Below are 18,445 nucleotides of genomic sequence, written 5' to 3' on the forward strand. Positions count from 1 at the left end.
AGAGTCAGCCACCCGTGGCGGCCGGAACCGGGGACGCCCCAGCTGACGGAGCACCGTCCGATGTGGACAGGTTCGGGTACCTGGTGGGGTTGGGGGACGACGCGCTGGTCGCCGCGCAGCGGTTGGCGGAGTGGACGGCGAACGCGCCGGAGCTGGAGGAGGACGTCGCGCTGGCGAACATCGCGCTCGACCAGCTCGGGCAGGCGCGCCTGCTGCTGTCGTACGCGGCGGAGGTGGAGGGTGCCGGCCGTGACGAGGATTCCCTTGCGTACCAACGGGGTGAGCGCGAGTTCCGGAACTGTCAGCTGGTCGAGCTGCCGAACGGCGACTTCGCGGTGACGATCGCGAAGCTGCTGTTCCTCGCCACGTACCAGCACGGGTTGTACGCGGCGCTCCGGTCGTCGACGGACCGGCGGCTGGCGGCGATCGCGGCGAAGGCCACGAAGGAGACGGCGTACCACGTGGAGCACGCGGCGCTGTGGACGCGCCGGCTCGGCGACGGTACGGCGGTGGGGCACGAGCGGATGACGGCGGCGGTCGAGCAGGTCTGGCCGTACACGCACGAGCTGTTCTCCGACTGGGTACCGCACGGTCTGGTCGCCGCGGGCGTGGCCGTGGCGCCCGGTACGCTGCGCGCCGACTGGTTGTCCACTGTGGAGTCCGCGCTGGCGGAGGCGACGGTGCCGCGGCCGGACGACGGCTGGCGGCCCGGCGGTGGCCGGGACGGCGTGCACACCGAGGCGATGGGCTACCTGCTCGCCGAACTCCAGTACCTGCACCGGATCTTCCCGGGTGCGGCATGGTGACCGGCGCCGGTACGGCACCCGCGGCGGCGGTGGCGCTGCGCGAGATCGCCGGCGCCGTACCGGATCCGGAGCTGCGCGTGGTGTCGATCGCGGAGCTGGGCATCCTGCGCGACGTGTCGACGGGTCCACAGGGGACGGTCGTGACGATCACCCCGACGTACTCGGGATGCCCGGCGCTGGCGACGATCGCGGCCGACGTACGGGACGCGCTGGCCGCCGCGGGGGCGCCGGACGCGGAGGTACGGGTGGCGCTGGACCCGCCGTGGAGTACGGACGACATCACCGCGGCGGGTCGCGCGAAGCTGGCCGGCGCGGGCATCGCGCCGCCCGGTCCGACCCGGCTGGCCGGACCGGTGGCGCTACCGCTCGCGGTACGCTGCCCGCGCTGCGGATCGGCGGAAACCGTTGAGCTGTCCCGGTTCTCGGCGACCCCGTGCACCGCGCTGTGGCGTTGCACGTCCTGCGCCGAACCGTTCGACCGGGTCAAGGAGCACTGATGCCGACCGTGACCGTGCGCCGGCCGCAGCGGCGCCGCCCCGAGTTCCACAAGCTGCCGGTGACGGCGATCGACCGCCTCACCGACGACGCGTACGCGCTGACGTTCGGGGTGCCGGACGAGCTGCGCGAGACGTTCCGGTTCCGGGCCGGGCAGCACCTGACGTTGCGGCACGCGGACGGCGCCGACGTGCGCCGCTCGTACTCGATCTGCTCGACGCCGGCGGAGCTGGCCGAGACCGGCGCGCTGCGGGTCGGGGTGCGGCTGATCCCCGGCGGCGCCTTCTCCGCGTACGTCGCGGACGGGTTGGCGGAGGGCGACCGGATCGAGGTGATGCCGCCGCTCGGGCACTTCACCACCGACCTGGATCCGTTGCGCCGCAAGCACTACGCCGCGATCGTCGCGGGCAGCGGGATCACCCCGGTGCTGTCCCTGGTCGCCACCGCGCTCGCCATCGAGCCGCACAGCCGATTTACCCTGCTGTACGGCAACCGTGACTCGCGTTCGGTGATGTTCGCCGAGGAGCTGGCCGACCTCAAGGACCGGTACCCGGCGCGGCTGCACCTGGTGCACGTGCTGTCCCGGGAGCCGCAGGACGCCGAGCTGCTGTCCGGCCGGCTGGATCCGGACCGGTTGCGCCGCGTGCTTCCCGCGCTGGTACCACCGTCCACTGTGGACGAATGGTTCCTGTGCGGGCCGTACGGGATGGTCGTGGGGGCGCAGCACGTGCTCGCCGAGTCCGGGGTGGCCGACGGGGCGGTGCACACCGAGCTGTTCCACGTCGCCGAGGAGCCCCCGCCGCCGCCGTCCGCGCCGCCCGAGACCGGCGGCAGCGAGGTCACGATCCGGCTCGACGGGCGCGCCAGCACCTTCCGCATGCGGTACGACGAGCGGATCCTCGACCGGGCCATGGAGGTCCGCAGCGAGCTGCCGTACTCGTGCCGCGGCGGAGTCTGCTCCACCTGCCGCGCCCGGGTCGTCGACGGCGAGGTACGGATGGCCCGCAACTTCGCGCTGGAGCCGGACGAGCTGGCCGCCGGGTACGTGCTGACCTGCCAGTCCAGTCCGGTCACCGAGCAGGTCACCGTCGACTACGACGGCTGACCGGATCGTTCCGGGGGCCGGCCGGATCCGGGCTGGCCGGCGGCCCGTCGCGCGGGCGAGCATGGAGGCATGACCGCAGCGACGATCGTGATCGACGTACAGGAATCGTTCCGGACTCGGCCCCTGTGGGCGGCGAACTCCAACCCGGACATCGTGCCGAAGGTGAACCGGCTCGTGGCCGCCGCGCGCGACCGCGGCGACACCGTCGTCTGGGTGCTGCACACCGAGCCCGGCACCGGCGGCGCGTTCGACCCGGCCGAGGGGCACGTACGCCTGATGGCCGGGCTCGAACCGCTCGACGGCGAGCCGCTCCTCACCAAGACCTCGCACAACGCCTTCACCACGACCAACCTCCAGCAACTGCTGACCGCCCGCGGCGTACGGTCGCTGACGGTTGCCGGGATCCGTACCGAGCAGTGCTGCGAGACGACCGCCCGGCTCGCCTCCGACCTCGGGTACGACGTGACGTTCGCGATCGACGCGACCGCCACCAACCCGATCGAGCACCCCGACGCGCCGCCCGGCCGTACCGTGGAGGAGATCCTGGCGGACCCGCGGACGCTGTCGACCGACGCGATCCTCACCCGCACCCGGTACGCGCTGGCCGGCCGCTTCGCCACCGTCGCCACCGTCGACGAACTGACCGGATCATGACCACCGTCGCGTTCGTACTGGTGCCCGGCCTGCACCTGCTGGACCTGGCCGGGCCGGCGCAGGCGTTCTCCGCCGCCACCGACCTCGGCCACCCGTACGACCTGCGGTACGTGGCCGAGCAGCCGGACGTACCGACCGCGCAGGGCGTCACGCTGCACGCCGACCTGTCGTGGCCGGCGCTCGGCCCGGACGACCTGGTCCTCGTACCGGGCTGGCGGGCGTCGCTGCTGCGCGGCCCGACCCCGATCGGTTCGGCGACGGCGCAACGGATCGCCGACCATCACGCCGCCGGCGGTACCGTCGCCAGCGTCTGCGCGGGTGCCGACGCGCTCGGCCGTGCGGGGCTGCTCGACGGCCGCCGGTGCACCACGCACCACGAGGTGCAGGAGGAGTTCGCCCGGCGGTACCCGCGGGCCACGGTGGTCCGCGACGTGCTCTACGTCGTCGACGGCCGCGTCGTCACCTCCGCCGGCATCGCCAGCGGCATCGACCTGGCGCTGCACCTGATCGCCACCCGGCACGGCCCCGCGCTCGCCGCCCGCGTCGCCCGTTCCATGGTCGTGTACGCCCGGCGCAACGGGGACGCGCCGCAGGCCAGCGCGCTGCTGCGGCACCGCGCGCACGTGTCCGACTCGGTACACCGGGCGCAGGACCTGATCGACGAGCGCTTCGCTGAACCGCTCCCGCTCGCCGATCTCGCCGCCAGGACCGGCGTCAGCGAGCGCACCCTGACCCGCCGGTTCACCGCCGCGACCGGCCTCACCCCGCTCCGGTACCAGCAGTCGTTGCGGGTGGAGCGCGCCCGGTACCTGATCGGGCAGGGCGCGAGCGTGGAGTCGGCGGCGCGCGCGGTGGGCTTCACGGACGCCCGCATGCTGCGGACGCTGCGCGGCCGTACGGACGAGACCGTCTGACCCGGCCGGTAGATTCACCACCCGTGAACCGCACCGACCGGCTGTACGCCATGGTCGAGGAGCTGCGCGCGGTCGCGCCCCGGCCCCGCAGCGCGCGGTGGCTGGCCGCCCGGTTCGAGGTCAGCGCCCGTACCGTCGAGCGCGACCTGGCCGCGTTGCAGCAGGCCGGCGTGCCGATCCACGCGCGGACGGGACGGTCCGGCGGCTACGTGCTCGACCCGGCCCGTACGCTGCCGCCGCTGGCGATCACCGCCACCGAGGCGACCGCGCTCGCCGCCGGGCTGCACGCGCTCGCCGCCTCGCCGTTCGCCGACACCGCGCGCACCGCCCTGCAGAAGATCCTCGCCGTACTCCCCGCCTCCGAGCGGGCCGCCGCCGCAGACCTCGCCGACCGGGTACGGATGATCGGCCCGCCCGCGGAGGTACGCGTACCGGACGCCGTACGGGTCGCGCTCGCCGGGCGGCGCGTGCTGCGCCTGGCGTACACGGACCGGGGTGGGGCGGTGAGCGAGCGTGACGTCGAGCCGGTCGGGTTCCTCGGCGGCGACCACTGGTACCTGATCGGGTGGTGCCGGCTGCGCGACGGCGTACGCGGGTTCCGGCTGGATCGGATCGTGGCGGCCGAGTCGCTCGCCGAGGTGGCGCCGCCGCGGCCGGTCGACCTGTCCGCCGTGGACGCGCTCGGGCACGAGCTCGTCGGCCTCGACGTGATCGCAAACACCGACAGGACGGTGTCGCGGTGCGGGTGAACGATGGTTCCCGGATCGCTTGACACGAAAGGGAACCACCGACATGAACGACACCACGAACACCGACACCATGAACCCCGACACCATGAACCCCGACACCACGAACACCGACACCACGAACACCGACACCACGAACACCGGCACCGGTGCCGCCGCCGACGACGCGCACCGGCACGGCGTACGCCTGTGGCAGGACTGGACCGACCTGTGGAACGGGGAGCTGGCCATCGGCCCGCGGATGCTCACCGACGACTTCCGGGTCCTGTTCGGCAGCCAGACCGCGGCCGACAGCGGCGCCGACGACCTGGCCGGCGGGCAGGCGACCGCCGACTGGATCGGCGCCTTCCGCGCCCGGTACCGCGAGCTGCGGTACCGCACCGAGGTCGGCCCGATCGTCGGCGGTGACGGCACCGCCGGGTACGTCACCTGCCGCTGGATCGCCGACGCCGTCGACGCCGACGGTACGGAGCGGCAGGTCGCCGGGCACGACATCCTCCGGGTACGCGGGGACCGGGTCGACCGCGCCTGGTCCGTCACCGGCCTCCGGAACCTCCTCGACCGCTGACCGTGCCGGACACCACCGGGCGATTCGCCCCGCGTACCGGGTGGGGCGTGGTGAGGTGGTGGCATGGCGGAACTCGGCAGGCTCGGGCTGGTACTGCACCCGCGGCGGGACGTGTCGGCGGTGACCGGCGCCGTCGTCGACTGGGCCGGCCGGCGCGGGGTCGCGGTGCACGTCGCCGAGTTCGACGGGCACCGCGTACCGGGTGCGGTGCCGGTGCCGGAGGCGGAACTCGCCAGCTCCGACGCGCTGGTCAGCGTCGGCGGCGACGGCACCATGCTCGGCGCGCTGCGGCTCGTCGTCGACGACCCCCGCCCCGTACTCGGGGTCAACATGGGCCGGCTCGGCTTCCTCGTGGAGATCGAGCCGCCCGAACTGCTCGGCGCGCTCGACCGGCTCGCCGCCGGCGACGTCACCGTGGAACACCACAGCTGCCTGCGCATCACCATCGGTACGGACCGGCGCGTCGCGTTCAACGACCTGGCGCTGTCCCGCCGGCCCGGCGACGGCACCGTCAACGCCATCCTCACCATCGACGACCAGCAGTACGGGTACTACCGGGCGGACGCGGTGATCATGGCCACGCCCACCGGTTCCACCGCGCACAGCTACTCGGCCGGCGGGCCGCTGCTGTCCCCGGTCACCGACGCCGTGGTCATCACCCCGGTCGCGCCGATGTCCGGCATCAGCCGCCCCCTCGTACTCGGGGCCGGGGAACGCGTCGAGTTCGACCTGCTGCCGGCCCCGCCGCAGCCGGCCGGGCCGGGGCGGTCCGGTACGGACGAGGAGCCGGTCGGCCGGGCCGCGGTCGAGACCGACGGCCAGGTCGTCGACCACCTCGAACCCGGCCGTACGGTGCACGCCGAGCTGCACCGCGACGCCGGCCTCGTCGTACGGCTGGACGTGCGGGTCCACCGGCAGCGCAGCCAGGCCAAGCTCAGCCTGCTCGACCTGCCGCTGCTGCCCGAGCAGCTGCGCGAACTCCTGCCCGCGCACGTACGGGACCGGCTGGCGCGCCGCGAACCGCCGTGAGGGCCGTCGCCCGCAACCGGCGGCGGACGAGCGGCGCCCGGGGCACCGCGTACCCTCGGGTCCGTGACGGAGAACCGGGTTGTCGACGAGATCCTGCAGCGTGCGGCGGACGGCGGGCGGATCACGCCCGAGGAGGCGCTGCTCGCGTACACCGATGCGCCGTTCCACGCGCTGGGCGAGGCGGCCGACGTGGTGCGCCGCCGGCGGTACCCGGACAACATCGTCACGTACATCATCGAACGCAACATCAACTACACGAACGTGTGCCTCACGGCCTGCAAGTTCTGTGCGTTCTACCGGGCGCCGAAGCACGCCGGCGGCTGGGTGCGCGACCTCGACGAGATCCTCGCCCGCTGCGCCGAGACCGTCGAGCTGGGCGGCACCCAGATCATGTTCCAGGGCGGCCACCACCCCGACTTCGGCGTCGAGTACTACGAGACGACGTTCGCGGCGATCAAGGAGCGCTTCCCCGAGCTGGTGATCCACTCGCTGGGCGCCAGCGAGATCGTGCACATGGCGAAGGTGTCCGGCGTGTCGACCGAGGAGGCGCTGCGGCGCATCCACACCGCCGGCCTCGACTCGCTGGCCGGCGCCGGCGCCGAGATCCTGCCCGCCCGGCCGCGCACGGTCATCGCGCCGCTCAAGGAGTCCGGCGAGCGCTGGCTGGAGGTCATGGAGCAGGCGCACGGCATGGGCATCGAGTCCACCGTGACGATGCTCATGGGTACCGGTGAGACCAACGCGGAGCGCATCGAGCACCTGCGGATGATCCGTGACGTACAGGACCGGAGCGGCGGTTTCCGCTCCTTCATCCCGTACACGTACCAGCCGGAGAACAACCACCTGAAGGGCCGCACCCAGGCGACGAACCAGGAGTACCTGCGGCTGCTCGCGGTGGCCCGGCTGTTCCTGGACAACGTGAACCACCTGCAGTCGTCCTGGCTGACCACCGGCAAGGACGTCGGCCAGCTCTCGCTGCACATGGGCGTCGACGACCTCGGGTCGATCATGCTGGAGGAGAACGTGATCTCCTCCGCCGGCGCGCGGCACCGCTCCAACCTGCTCCAGCTCGTCTGGATGATCCGCAACGCGGACCGCATCCCGGCCCAGCGGGACACCCTCTACAACCACCTGCGGGTGCACCACACGCCCGCCGACGACCCGACCGACGAGCGGGTGCGGTCGCACGTGTCGTCGATCGCGCTCGACGACCCGCGTACCCGGCTCAACCTGGTCTGACGGTTCCGTCCGGGCCGTCCTGCCGCGGCGCACCCGACCCCGGCGGTACTCCGGGCGCGGCCGGCGGCGGTGCGCCGAACGTCGGCGTCTCCGTGTACGGCCCCGTACCCACCGGCGTCTCCGCGTGCGGCGGGGCCGCGTCGTACCCGCCGAGCGGACCCACCTCGTACGTCGGGCCGCTGGCCGGCGCGGTCCCGGGGGCTCCGGGCGGCGCGGTGAAGGCGGGGTCGGACGGGGGCATCGCGGGGGCGAGCGGGGCGCCGGCCGCGGCGGGTGGCCGGCCGGACATCCGGCTGGAGAAGGTTTCCAGCAGGCGGCTGACCGGCAGTCCGAGCACGATCGCCGCGGCGGCCAGGACCGCGATGACGCCGCTGCTCGAACCCCGCAGCGCCAGCGCGGTCTGGAGCGCGGTGATCGCGACGACGCCGAGCAGGGTGCCGGCGATGCCGGCGCGGCGGCCGAAGACGCTGACTCCGCCGAGCAGTACGGCGCCGAGCGCGAACGCGAGGGTGTTGCCCGGGACGACCGTGGCGGACCGGATCCACTGCGTGAAGACCACCCCGGACAGGCCGGCGAGCAGGCAGGACACGGTCAGCCCGCCGACCGCGCCGACCGCGGCGATGCCGCCCCACATGGCCGGGTCGCCGACCCGCCGGGACGACCCGAAGACCCGGCGTACCGGGGGGATCAGCCACACGGCGCCGCCGCCGAGGCTGACCAGTACGAAGAGGGTGAACCACAGGGCGCCGGACGGCGTCGTCACGTCCGCCATGGTGACGGCGCCGGCGGGGGTCAGCGCGATCATCGCGCCCTGGATCGCCGTCGCCGCACCGAATGTCACCGCCCAGCCCGGTACGGACAGCACGCCGGTGAGCCCGCCGAGGAGTACGCCGGCGAGGGTGGCGGCGGTGACCGCGACGAACCCGGCGACGGGCAGGGACCAGTGGTGCTGGCCGACCAGCCAGGCGGTGACCAGGCCGGCACCGGAGAAGATCGCGCCGGCCGCGAGGTTCGGCGTGGCGGTACGCATGGACACGGCGACGCCCGAGGCGAGCAGCCCGGTGGTGCCGGCGGTGATCAGGAAGTTCGTCAGGAGGGTGCCGCCGCCGCCCGCGGGGGCGAGTGCGACCATCACGGTCACGCAGCCGAGCGCGACCACGAACAGCACGCCCTCCCACACCAGGTGCGGCAGCAGCGGATCGCGCGGCTCCGGCCCGTTCCCGGCCATCGGCCCTCCCTCGAATCGGACTGCGGGAGCGTAGCGCCGCCGCGCAACCCAGCGGGGCCGGCGCCGGGACGTACCGGGGCGTCGGGCGATCGGTCGGCGAACGTGGGCCGAACGGATGGTCCGGAAACCGGGAAGGTTCCTTAGAGTTCTCGCGCCCCGTTGTCCGTCGGCCGGATCCGCGGCGCCCGTCCGGGGCCGTGTCCCCACCGGCCGACCTGCGAACAGGACCTGCATGGATCCCAGACACTCCCGCCGGCTCCGGGCCGGTTTCGCCGTGACCCTCGGCGCGACCGCGGCCCTGGCCACCGCCCTCCCCGCGTACGCCGACTACGTGGACAACGACCTCCGGGTCGAGATGCCCGCGCACAGCGTCGCGGCCGGTTCCGCCGGCAAGCCGATGACCGTCGACGTGGTCAAGTCCGGCTCCGACGCGGCGACCAACGTGGTCGTCACGATCGACGCGTCCGGGGTCGACCCGGCGAAGGCGGCCGTCACGTTCGCCGGGCACGCCGGCTGCACCGTGGCGAACCTGGTCGAGACCTGCCACGTCGACTCGTACGCGAAGCCCGGCACCGACTCGTACGGGCTGGTCGTGACGCCGACCGCGGCGGCGACCCCGGGCAACGCCGGCCCGGTCGTCGCGTCCGTCACCAGCGACACGACGGACGAGTACACGGGCGACAACAGCGGCAGCTTCCCGGTCACGGTGACCGACCCGGGTGTCGACCTGGTCGCGCTGGCCGAGCCGGTGGCGTCGCCGATCGAGCCGGGGCACAGCCGGCCGCTGGCCCTCGCCGTCGCGAACGCCGGCAGTACCACGGTGCACGGCGTCTCGTTCACGGTCGACACCCGCTGGTCGTGGGCGTCGCTGGCCGAGCGGTACCAGGAGTGCACGACGACCGGGACCGCCACCACCTGCGTACTCCCGGACGTGGACCTCGGTCCGGACCGGGTGCTGGCGTTCGTCGACGACAAGGGCGACAGCCTGCTGCACCTGGCGGCGGACCCGCACGCGCTGGGTCTGGCGGAGGAGAAGGGCACGTTCGAGGTGTCGCCGGCGACCGGTGCGGCGGCGAGGTCCGCGCGCGGCGGCCGGTCGCTCGCCGCGCGGCTGGCGGCGCCCACCCGGCGCGTCACCCCGCACACGGCCGACCGCGACCCGGGCGACAACACCACGACCTTCGCGTACCGGATCGCGGACAACCCGGCGGACGTGCAGGTCACGGTGCCGTCGTACCGGGCGCGGGTGGGTGACGTGGTGACGGTCCGCGCGACGGTCACGAACGCCGGCCCCGGCGACGGCCGCGGCTTCACCGTGTACGCCGACAAACCCAGCGGTACCACCCTCGTCGGTACGCCCACGCTCGCCGTCGGCGACCACTCCGAGCCGTACATGTGCGACCCGCAGGGCGGGACGGACGGCCACGACGTCCGGTGCTTCCACGACGGCGAGTTCCTGCCCACCGGTACGAAGGGCGCCGTGTCCGGGGTGCTGACCTTCCAGCTCAAGGTCACCTCCGCGGACCTCGGCACCGGCCGGGTCACCGCGAACGACGGTGCCCACGACCCCGACCCGAAGAACAACACCGCCCCGGTACGGATCGCGCTGGAGTCCGGGTCGGCGTCGCCGTCCGCGTCGCCGACCGCGGCCGGTGGCAGCGGCGGCGGCTCCGGTTCGCTGCCCGTCACGGGTACCCGGCTCGGCCTGATCGGCGGAGCCGGCGCGGCACTGCTCGTCGCCGGCGCCGCGGTACTCGTCCTGGCGCGCCGCCGGGCACGCGCCTGACGGACCGCCGGGTGCGGGTGGCCCCACCGCCCGCACCCGGCCCACCGGGGGTTTCGGCGGTCGGCGTCGAGCTGACCGGGCGGTCTGACAGAGTGGTGGCGTGACCGAACAGCACGGAACCCGGGCGACGCTGGACAAGAAGCCGCGCGAGGTGGCGGCGATGTTCGACGACATCGCCGAGCGGTACGACCTGACCAACACGGTGATCGCGATGGGGCAGGACCGGCTGTGGCGCCGGGCCACCCGACGCGCGCTGGGGTTGCAGCCGGGCGACCGGTGCCTGGACGTGGCGGCCGGTACGGCGGTGTCGACGGTCGAGCTGGCGCGGTCCGGTGCCGAGGTCGTCGCGTGCGACTTCTCCCTGGGGATGCTGCGGCGCGGCCAGCGCGCCGGGCGTACGGCGCCGCGGGTGGCGGGCGACGCGATGGCGTTGCCGTTCGCGGACCACAGCTTCGACGCGGTGACGATCACGTTCGGGCTGCGCAACGTGTCGGACATCGACGCGGCGATCGCCGAGTTCGCCCGGGTCACGCGGCCCGGCGGGCGACTGGTGATCTGCGAGTTCAGCCACCCGACCTTCCGCCCCTTCCGCGTCGTGTACGAGGAGTACCTGGTGCGCGCGCTGCCGATCGTGGCCGGGCGGATCGGCAGCAACCCGGCGGGCTACGAGTACCTGCCGGAGTCGGTGCAGGCGTGGCCGGAGCAGGCCGACCTGGCCACCCGGATCGGCGCCGCGGGCTGGACGGACGTGGCCTGGCGGAACTTGTCGGGCGGCATCGTGGCGCTGCACCGGGCCACCCGCCGGTGACCCCGGCGCGGCACCGCGCTCCGAATCGCCGGCGCGTACCGGAAGGTGACGATCCGGCGTCGGCGGGTGCTCTGCCGGTACCCGTGCGAAGCTCCGGTCGCCGTGATGACATGGTGAAGGGGAAGCCGCAGGTCATGATCATGACCGGTGAGGCAGTTAGGTTCGCCTAACCGGTGGCGGCCCAGCAGTGCGTCCTAGACTCCATATCGGCGCTCGTGAAAGTCTTCACAAGCGGCCCGATCGCCCCCATCGATCGTTCGTTTGAGAGGTCACCGTGACCGACTCCGGCAGTGCCACCGACACCGCCGTACCGACCGACGCCGTGCCGGGCACGGCGGACGCAGCCGGCCGGTCCGCCGACTCCGAGGCCGTGTCGGGCACGGCCGACGTGATCGTCGTCGGCGCCGGCCCCGGCGGTTCGGCCGCGGCGTACTACCTGGCCCAGCACGGGCTGGACGTCCTCCAGTTGGAGAAGACCTCGTTCCCGCGGGAGAAGGTCTGCGGCGACGGGATGACCCCGCGCTCGGTCAAGCAGCTGATCAAGATGGGCGTCGACATCGACGCGCCGGGCTGGCTGCGCAACCGCGGGCTGCGGGTGATCGGCGGCGGCATCCGGCTGGAGCTGGACTGGCCGGACCTCGCCACGTACCCGGACTTCGGGCTCACCCGTACCCGGCTGGACTTCGACGAGCTGCTCAGCGAGCGCGCCGTCGCCGCCGGAGTACGGCTGCTCACCGAGACGAACGTGACCGGTCCGATCACCGACGCCGCCGGCCGGGTCGTGGGCGTCACCGCGACGTCCGGCCGGGACAAGAAGCCGGTGGAGTACCGGGCGCCGCTGGTGCTCGCCGCCGACGGCGTGTCCGGCCGGTTCGCGCTGGCGCTCGGCATCAACAAGCGGGAGGACCGGCCGATCGGCGTCGCCGTCCGGCGCTACTACCGGTCCGAGGCCCGCACCCACGACGACTACCTGGAGTCGTGGCTGGAGCTGCGGGACGGCCGCACCGGGGCGGACAACCTGCTCCCCGGGTACGGCTGGATCTTCGGTCTCGGTGACGGCCGGGTGAACGTGGGGCTCGGCGTACTCAACTCGTCGAGCAGCTTCGGCCAGGCGAACTACCGGCAGATGCTGACGGACTGGCTGGCCAGTACGCCGGACGACTGGACCATGAACGACGAGCAGTACGCGGACGGTCCGGTGCGCGGTGCGGCCCTGCCGATGGGCTTCAACCGGGTGCCGCACTACACCCGCGGCGTCATGCTGGTCGGCGACTCGGGCGGCATGGTCAACCCGTTCAACGGCGAGGGCATCGCGTACGCGATGGAGTCGGGCGAGCTGGCCGCGGAGATCGCGGCGCAGGCGCTGGCCCGGCAGCCCGGTCCGGCCCGCGAGCGGATGCTGCGCTACTACCCGAAGGAGCTGTCCCACCGGTACGGGGGCTACTACCGGCTGGGCGGCTGGTTCGTGAAGTTGATCGGCAATCCCGAGGTCATGAAGCTGTGCACCCGGCACGGCATGCCGCACCCGATGCTGATGCGGTTCGTGCTGAAGCTCCTGGCCAACCTCACCGACCCCCGTGGGGGTGACGCGATGGACCGGATCATCAACACGCTGACCCGCGTCGCGCCCGCGGTGTAGCGGGTCGCGCGCCGGCCACCCCCGCTAGCAGCGCGGACGCCGGCGCGCAATAGGGTAAGTCGGTTTTGAAGAGAGTGCATTAGGCAGGCAGACGCGCGCGCCACCCGGCGCGCCGGGAACTGGAGACAAAGGCGATGTCGATCGCGCCGTACGTGCCGATTGCGGGGTTGCTCGTCCTCGGCGCTCTGTTCGCGCTGTTCTCCTGCACCATCGCCCCCTTGGTCGGCCCGAAGCGGTTCAACAAGGCCAAGCTTGAGGCGTACGAGTGCGGGATCGAGCCGGCGCCGGTGCCCGCGGGCCGGTTCCCGATCCGCTTCTATCTGACGGCGATGCTGTTCATCGTCTTCGACATCGAGATCATCTTCCTGTACCCGTGGGCGGTCTCGTTCGACATGCTCGGCACCTTCGGGTTCGTCGAGATGCTGCTGTTCATCGTCACCGTCTTCATCGCGTACGCCTATGTCTGGCGGCGCGGCGGGCTGGACTGGGACTGAGGGGGCGCGACATGGGTCTGGAGGAGAACCTCCCCGGCATCCTGCTGGTTTCGGTCGAGAAGCTGGTGAACGTCGTACGCAAGACGTCGATGTGGCCGGCGCAGTTCGGCCTGGCGTGCTGCGCGATCGAGATGATGACCACCGGCGCCGCCCGGTACGACACGGGTCGGTGGGGCATGGAGGTCTTCCGCGCCTCGCCGCGGCAGGCCGACCTGATGATCGTGGCGGGCCGGGTGAGCCAGAAGATGGCACCGGTGCTGCGCCGCATCTACGACCAGATGGCCGACCCGAAGTGGGTGCTGTCGATGGGCGTGTGCGCCAGTTCCGGCGGCATGTTCAACAACTACGCGATCGTGCAGGGCGTCGACCACGTCGTCCCGGTGGACATGTACCTGCCGGGCTGCCCGCCGCGGCCGGAGATGCTGCTCGACGCGATCCTCAAGCTGCACGAGAAGATCCTGCACGAGCCGCTCGGCGAGAAGCGCCGCGCGCAGCTCGCCGAGATCGCGAAGACGGTACCGGCGCCGGCGGTGCGGCCGGGCACCATGCCGTCGAGCTACCGGTACAACAAGGCCAAGCGCCGGCAGTGGACGGCGGCCGCGGCCGAGGGGCGCGAGGAGCAGCTCCGGATCGAGAACTGGATGCACGAGAACGGCGACAAGGCGCCCGTCGTGCGCGACCGGTGGAAGGGGTAGTCGGTGGCCGACGAGAAGCTTCCCCACCCTGCGGACGACGAGCCGGCGGCCGACGCCAAGCCGGCCGGCGAGAGGCTCCCGCAGGGCCGGGACGTGACCGAGGGGCCCGCGGACGAGAAGGTGTATCCGGGGCACGCTGCCGCGGGTGAGCCGGACGCGCTGCCGGTGAAGCACCCGACGGACAGCATCGACCCGCTGCAGGCGGAGGCCGAGCTGGACGAGGTGGTCGCCGGCGGCGCGGTGCCGACGAGCGTGCCGGCGGAGCAGGGCATGTTCGGTGTGCACGGCTCGGGCGACACGTCCGGCATGGGCGGCCTGGTCCGCCGCCGGCCGCTGCCCGTCCCCGCCGAGCGCCCGTACGGGTCGTACTTCGACGAGACGGTGGACGCGCTGGCGGAGGCGTTCCCGCAGTTCCACGAGGCCATCGAGATGGTCAACGTGGACCGCGACGAGCTGACCATCTACGTCCGGCCGCGCTTCATCGCCGAGGTCTGCAAGACCATGCGCGACGACGAGGCCCTGCGGTACGAGTTCTGCTCGTCCGTGTCCGGCGTCGACTACCTGGGCGAGCGGCGCCGGCTGCACGTGACGTACCACCTGCTGTCGATGACGTACCGGCGGCGGGTGCGGCTGGAGGTCGCGGTCACCACCGAGAACCCGCACGTGCCGACCGTGACGCCGGTGTACCCGACGGCGGACTGGCAGGAGCGCGAGACGTACGACATGTTCGGCGTCGTGTTCGACGGGCACCCGAACCTGACCCGGATCCTCATGCCGGACGACTGGGAGGGCTACCCGCAGCGGAAGGACTACCCGCTGGGTGGCGTGCCGGTCGAGTACAAGGGCGCCGAGATTCCACCGCCGGACGAGCGGAGGGCATACAAGTGAGCACCACCCCGAACAAGGACCCCTACGCGGCCACGTCCCGGGACACCACCGAGGGCAAGGTGTACACGGTCACCGGCGGCGACTGGGACACGATCGTCGGCTCCGACGACCCGCTGCACCACGAGAAGCTGGTCATCAACATGGGCCCGCAGCACCCGTCGACGCACGGCGTACTGCGGCTGGTGCTGGAGATGGAGGGCGAGACCGTCACCGACGTCCGCCCGGTCATCGGCTACCTGCACACCGGCATCGAGAAGAACATGGAGTACCGCACCTGGACGCAGGGCTCCACGTTCGTCACCCGCGCCGACTACCTGTCGCCGATCGCCAACGAGACGGTGTACTGCCTGGCCGTCGAGAAGCTGCTCGGCATCGAGCTGCCGAAGCGGGCCGAGCTGATCCGCGTGATCATGCTGGAGCTGAACCGGATCGCGTCGCACCTGGTGTGGTTCGCGACGACCGGCATGGAGCTGGGCGCGACCACGATGATGATCATCGGGTTCCGCGAGCGCGAGATGGTCCTGGAGATCTTCGAGCTCGTCAGCGGCCTCCGGATGAACATGGCGTACGTGCGGCCCGGTGGGGTGGCGCAGGACTTCACGCCGGAGGCCGTCGAGGCGATCCGCGAGTTCCTCAAGGTCATGCCGAAGCGGCTGAAGCAGTACGAGAACCTGATGAACGGTCAGCCGATCCTGCACGAGCGGGCCAAGGGCGTGGCGTACCTGGACGTGTCGGGTGCGCTGGCGCTGGGCGTGACCGGCCCCGTACTGCGGTCCGCGGGTCTGCCGTGGGACCTCCGCAAGACCACGCCGTACCTGGGCTACGAGACGTACGACTTCGAGGTGCCGACCGAGACCACCTGCGACGTGTTCGGCCGTTGGATGGTCCGGTTCCACGAGTGCTGGGAGTCGCTGAAGATCATCGAGCAGGCGCTGGACCGGCTGGAGCCGGGCCCGGTGATGGTCGAGGACAAGAAGGTCGCGTGGCCGGCGCAGCTCGCGATCGGCACCGACGGCATGGGCAACTCGCTGTCCCACGTCGCCAAGATCATGGGCCAGTCGATGGAGGCCCTGATCCACCACTTCAAGCTGGTCACCGAGGGTTTCCGGGTACCGGCCGGCCAGGTGTACACGGCGGTCGAGTCGCCGCGCGGCGAGATCGGCTGCCACGCCGTGTCCGACGGCGGCACCCGGCCGTACCGCGTGCACGTGCGGGAACCCAGCTTCGTGAACCTGCAGGCGCTGCCCGCGATCTCCGAGGGTGGCCTGCTCGCCGACGTCGTCGCCGGTGGCGCATCGCTGGACCCGGTCATGGGTGGGGTTGATCGTTGATGTCGTACGAAGAGCTGGACACCGAGGAACTCCGGACCCGCGCCGCCGAGATCAGGGCGCGGTTCCCGGAGGGCCGCGAGCGGTCCGCGCTGCTCCCGCTGCTGCACCTGGTGCAGTCGGTCGAGGGCAAGGTCACCCCGAACGGCGTACGGTTCTGCGCCGAGCAGCTCGGCATCACCCGGGCGCAGGTCGGCGCGGTCGCGACCTTCTACACCATGTACAAGCGCCGTACCGGTGGGAAGCACCTCGTCAGCGTCTGCACCAACACGCTGTGCGGGATGATGGGCGGCGACAAGACGTACAAGGCGCTGTCGGAGCATCTCGGGGTCGGCCACGAGGAGACCACCGAGGACGGCAGCATCACGCTGGAGCACGCCGAGTGCCTCGCCGCGTGCGACTACGCGCCGGTCCTCACCGTCGACTACGAGTTCTACAACAACGTCGACGAGGAGAAGGGCCTGGAGATCGTGAAGCGGCTGCAGGCCGGCGAGATCCCCATGCCGGACCGCGGTGCCACCCCGGCCGGGCTGGCCGGCATCGGCGAGCAGCTCGCCGGGTACGGCGACGGTCGACCCGGCGCGGTCGCCGAGAACGCGACCGGCGAGCCGACGCTGCGCGGCGCCCGGCTGGCCGCCGACCACGGCATCTCGGTGCCGGGCTTCGACCCGAACACGCCGATCCCCTCGAAGCAGGAGGGCAAGTAAGTTGTCTCCCTCGCAGGATGTGCTCAACAAGCTGACGCCCGTGCTGACCAAGCGGTGGCTGTCGCCGGACGCGTGGCGCATCAACACGTACGAGAAGCTCGACGGGTACCAGGGGCTGAAGAAGGCGCTGAAGGCCCACCCGGACGACCTGATCCAGCTGGTGAAGGACTCCGGGCTGCGCGGCCGCGGCGGCGCCGGCTTCCCGACCGGGTTGAAGTGGTCGTTCATCCCGCAGAACGACGGCAAGCCGCACTACCTGGTGGTCAACGCCGACGAGGGCGAGCCGGGTACCTGCAAGGACCTGCCGCTGATGATGAACGACCCGCACTCGCTGATCGAGGGCGTCATCATCACGTGCTACGCGATCCGCGCCGAGCGGGCGTACATCTACATCCGCGGTGAGGCGGTGCACGCCGCTCGCCGGCTGCGCAACGCCGTCGCCGAGGCGTACGCGCGGGGTTACCTGGGCCGCAACATCCTCGGTACCGGGCTGAACGTCGAGCTGGTCGTCCACAGTGGAGCCGGGGCGTACATCTGCGGCGAGGAGACGGCGCTGCTGGACTCGCTGGAGGGCTTCCGCGGTCAGCCGCGACTGAAGCCGCCGTTCCCGGCGACGCACGGGCTCTACTCCTCGCCGACCGTGGTGAACAACGTCGGCACCATCGCGTCCGTGCCGTACATCGTGCTCGGCGGGGTCGACTGGTGGCGCCAGATGGGTACGGAGAAGTCGTCCGGCCCGATGATCTACTCGCTGTCCGGCCGCGTCGTGAACCCCGGGCAGTACGAGTGCACGATGGGCATCACGCTGCGGGAGCTGCTGGAGCTGGCCGGCGGCATGCAGCCGGGCCACGAGCTGAAGTTCTGGACGCCGGGCGGGTCGTCGACGCCGATGTTCACCGCCGAGCACCTGGACGTCCCGCTGGACTTCGACTCGGTGGCGGCGCAGGGCTCGATGCTGGGCACCACGGCGACGCAGATCTTCTCCGACCAGGACTGCCCGGTGTACGCGACGTACCGGTGGATCGAGTTCTACGCGCACGAGTCGTGCGGCAAGTGCACCCCGTGCCGTGAGGGCAACTACTGGATGGTCCGGATCCTGCGCCGGATCCTGTCCGGCCAGGGCACCCACGACGACCTCGACACCCTGCTGGACGCCTGCGACAACCTGCTGGGCCGGTCGTTCTGCGCGCTGGGCGACGGTGCGACCTCCCCGGTCACCTCGTCCATCAAGTACTTCAAGCAGGACTACCTGGACTACATCGAGGGCCGTACGAAGCCCCTGCTCGACGCTCGCGAACTCGTGGGAGCGCACTGAC

18 protein-coding genes and 1 pseudogene are annotated in these 18,445 nt (G+C 72.1%); 18 read left to right on the top strand and 1 reads right to left on the bottom strand.

Features of this window, described 5'->3' with window-relative positions:
• The first annotated feature begins 14 nt into the window (after positions 1-14).
• The 9 genes from paaC to mqnC all read left to right on the top strand — a co-directional run bounded on the left by paaC (position 15) and on the right by mqnC (position 7,556).
• On the top strand, positions 15-806 hold the full coding sequence (gene paaC, locus Aru02nite_RS32305) for a 1,2-phenylacetyl-CoA epoxidase subunit PaaC (RefSeq protein WP_203664118.1): 792 nt from the start codon (positions 15-17) through the stop codon (positions 804-806).
• Positions 800-1,303 (top strand): 1,2-phenylacetyl-CoA epoxidase subunit PaaD, encoded by a 504-nt coding sequence (gene paaD / locus Aru02nite_RS32310; RefSeq protein WP_203664026.1) that lies wholly within the window; start codon positions 800-802, stop codon positions 1,301-1,303. Before paaC ends, paaD begins: the two co-directional genes overlap by 7 nt.
• A complete protein-coding gene (gene paaE / locus Aru02nite_RS32315) occupies positions 1,303-2,406 on the top strand; it encodes a 1,2-phenylacetyl-CoA epoxidase subunit PaaE (protein WP_203664028.1) in 1,104 nt (367 codons plus the stop codon). Before paaD ends, paaE begins: the two co-directional genes overlap by 1 nt.
• Before the next feature lie 69 nt (positions 2,407-2,475).
• The gene (locus Aru02nite_RS32320; protein ID WP_203664029.1) at positions 2,476-3,060 is read left to right on the top strand and encodes a cysteine hydrolase family protein; all 585 of its coding nucleotides are present in this window, start codon (positions 2,476-2,478) and stop codon (positions 3,058-3,060) included.
• Positions 3,057-3,974 (top strand): GlxA family transcriptional regulator, encoded by a 918-nt coding sequence (locus Aru02nite_RS32325; protein WP_203664030.1) that lies wholly within the window; start codon positions 3,057-3,059, stop codon positions 3,972-3,974. Before Aru02nite_RS32320 ends, Aru02nite_RS32325 begins: the two co-directional genes overlap by 4 nt.
• Before the next feature lie 23 nt (positions 3,975-3,997).
• On the top strand, positions 3,998-4,723 hold the full coding sequence (locus Aru02nite_RS32330) for a helix-turn-helix transcriptional regulator (RefSeq protein ID WP_203664031.1): 726 nt from the start codon (positions 3,998-4,000) through the stop codon (positions 4,721-4,723).
• A 43-nt stretch (positions 4,724-4,766) separates the two neighbouring features.
• The gene (locus Aru02nite_RS32335) at positions 4,767-5,288 is read left to right on the top strand and encodes a hypothetical protein (protein ID WP_203664032.1); all 522 of its coding nucleotides are present in this window, start codon (positions 4,767-4,769) and stop codon (positions 5,286-5,288) included.
• A gap of 63 nt (positions 5,289-5,351) precedes the next feature.
• Positions 5,352-6,317, top strand: a complete 966-nt coding sequence (locus Aru02nite_RS32340; RefSeq protein WP_203664033.1) for an NAD(+)/NADH kinase — start codon at positions 5,352-5,354, stop codon at positions 6,315-6,317.
• Between the two features lie 63 nt (positions 6,318-6,380).
• Positions 6,381-7,556, top strand: a complete 1,176-nt coding sequence (mqnC, locus tag Aru02nite_RS32345; RefSeq protein ID WP_203664034.1) for a cyclic dehypoxanthinyl futalosine synthase — start codon at positions 6,381-6,383, stop codon at positions 7,554-7,556.
• Here mqnC and Aru02nite_RS32350 read toward each other — a convergent pair.
• Positions 7,543-8,784 (bottom strand): ABC transporter permease, encoded by a 1,242-nt coding sequence (locus Aru02nite_RS32350; protein ID WP_203664035.1) that lies wholly within the window; start codon positions 8,782-8,784, stop codon positions 7,543-7,545. The two genes, mqnC and Aru02nite_RS32350, sit on opposite strands and share 14 nt — an antisense overlap.
• A 232-nt stretch (positions 8,785-9,016) precedes the next feature.
• On the opposite strand from Aru02nite_RS32350, the gene Aru02nite_RS32355 reads away from it, so the two are divergent.
• From Aru02nite_RS32355 to nuoF, 9 genes and pseudogenes are all read left to right on the top strand, one after another.
• Positions 9,017-10,570, top strand: a complete 1,554-nt coding sequence (locus Aru02nite_RS32355; protein ID WP_203664037.1) for a DUF11 domain-containing protein — start codon at positions 9,017-9,019, stop codon at positions 10,568-10,570.
• Positions 10,571-10,670: 100 nt separating this feature from the next.
• Entirely contained in the window at positions 10,671-11,378 is a 708-nt protein-coding gene (locus Aru02nite_RS32360) for a demethylmenaquinone methyltransferase (protein WP_203664039.1), read from the top strand.
• 370 nt (positions 11,379-11,748) lie between these two features.
• A complete protein-coding gene (locus Aru02nite_RS32365) occupies positions 11,749-13,017 on the top strand; it encodes a geranylgeranyl reductase family protein (RefSeq protein ID WP_203664119.1) in 1,269 nt (422 codons plus the stop codon).
• 134 nt (positions 13,018-13,151) lie between these two features.
• A complete protein-coding gene (locus Aru02nite_RS32370) occupies positions 13,152-13,511 on the top strand; it encodes an NADH-quinone oxidoreductase subunit A (protein WP_203664041.1) in 360 nt (119 codons plus the stop codon).
• An 11-nt stretch (positions 13,512-13,522) separates the two neighbouring features.
• Positions 13,523-14,206 carry a NuoB/complex I 20 kDa subunit family protein gene (locus tag Aru02nite_RS32375; protein ID WP_203664043.1) on the top strand — a complete coding sequence of 228 codons (684 nt, stop codon included), beginning with the start codon at positions 13,523-13,525 and terminating at the stop codon, positions 14,204-14,206.
• Positions 14,207-14,476: 270 nt separating this feature from the next.
• Positions 14,477-15,094 (top strand): NADH-quinone oxidoreductase subunit C, encoded by a 618-nt coding sequence (locus Aru02nite_RS32380; protein WP_203664120.1) that lies wholly within the window; start codon positions 14,477-14,479, stop codon positions 15,092-15,094.
• Positions 15,091-16,425: an NADH-quinone oxidoreductase subunit D gene (locus Aru02nite_RS32385; RefSeq protein ID WP_203664045.1), complete on the top strand. Its 1,335-nt coding sequence runs from the start codon at positions 15,091-15,093 to the stop codon at positions 16,423-16,425. Before Aru02nite_RS32380 ends, Aru02nite_RS32385 begins: the two co-directional genes overlap by 4 nt.
• Positions 16,425-17,120 (top strand): annotated as a pseudogene (gene nuoE, locus Aru02nite_RS32390) (NADH-quinone oxidoreductase subunit NuoE); the annotation flags it as partial. The gene Aru02nite_RS32385 and the pseudogene nuoE, both read left to right, overlap by 1 nt.
• Before the next feature lie 10 nt (positions 17,121-17,130).
• Positions 17,131-18,444, top strand: coding sequence for an NADH-quinone oxidoreductase subunit NuoF (nuoF, locus tag Aru02nite_RS32395; protein ID WP_203664049.1), 1,314 nt, complete (start codon positions 17,131-17,133; stop codon positions 18,442-18,444).
• Position 18,445: the final 1 nt, after the last annotated feature.

The sequence above is a fragment of the Actinocatenispora rupis genome (assembly GCF_016861975.1).
GTDB lineage: Bacteria > Actinomycetota > Actinomycetes > Mycobacteriales > Micromonosporaceae > Actinocatenispora > Actinocatenispora rupis.

Coding starts and splice junctions, on each gene's coding strand:
- Aru02nite_RS32350 (WP_203664035.1), bottom strand. CDS start 8,784: ATGGCCGGGAACGGGCCGGAGCCGCGCGATCCGCTGCTGCCGCACCTG.
- Aru02nite_RS32375 (WP_203664043.1), top strand. CDS start 13,523: ATGGGTCTGGAGGAGAACCTCCCCGGCATCCTGCTGGTTTCGGTCGAG.
- Aru02nite_RS32355 (WP_203664037.1), top strand. CDS start 9,017: ATGGATCCCAGACACTCCCGCCGGCTCCGGGCCGGTTTCGCCGTGACC.
- Aru02nite_RS32320 (WP_203664029.1), top strand. CDS start 2,476: ATGACCGCAGCGACGATCGTGATCGACGTACAGGAATCGTTCCGGACT.
- Aru02nite_RS32335 (WP_203664032.1), top strand. CDS start 4,767: ATGAACGACACCACGAACACCGACACCATGAACCCCGACACCATGAAC.
- Aru02nite_RS32380 (WP_203664120.1), top strand. CDS start 14,477: ATGTTCGGTGTGCACGGCTCGGGCGACACGTCCGGCATGGGCGGCCTG.
- Aru02nite_RS32340 (WP_203664033.1), top strand. CDS start 5,352: ATGGCGGAACTCGGCAGGCTCGGGCTGGTACTGCACCCGCGGCGGGAC.
- Aru02nite_RS32325 (WP_203664030.1), top strand. CDS start 3,057: ATGACCACCGTCGCGTTCGTACTGGTGCCCGGCCTGCACCTGCTGGAC.
- Aru02nite_RS32370 (WP_203664041.1), top strand. CDS start 13,152: ATGTCGATCGCGCCGTACGTGCCGATTGCGGGGTTGCTCGTCCTCGGC.
- paaE (WP_203664028.1), top strand. CDS start 1,303: ATGCCGACCGTGACCGTGCGCCGGCCGCAGCGGCGCCGCCCCGAGTTC.
- paaD (WP_203664026.1), top strand. CDS start 800: ATGGTGACCGGCGCCGGTACGGCACCCGCGGCGGCGGTGGCGCTGCGC.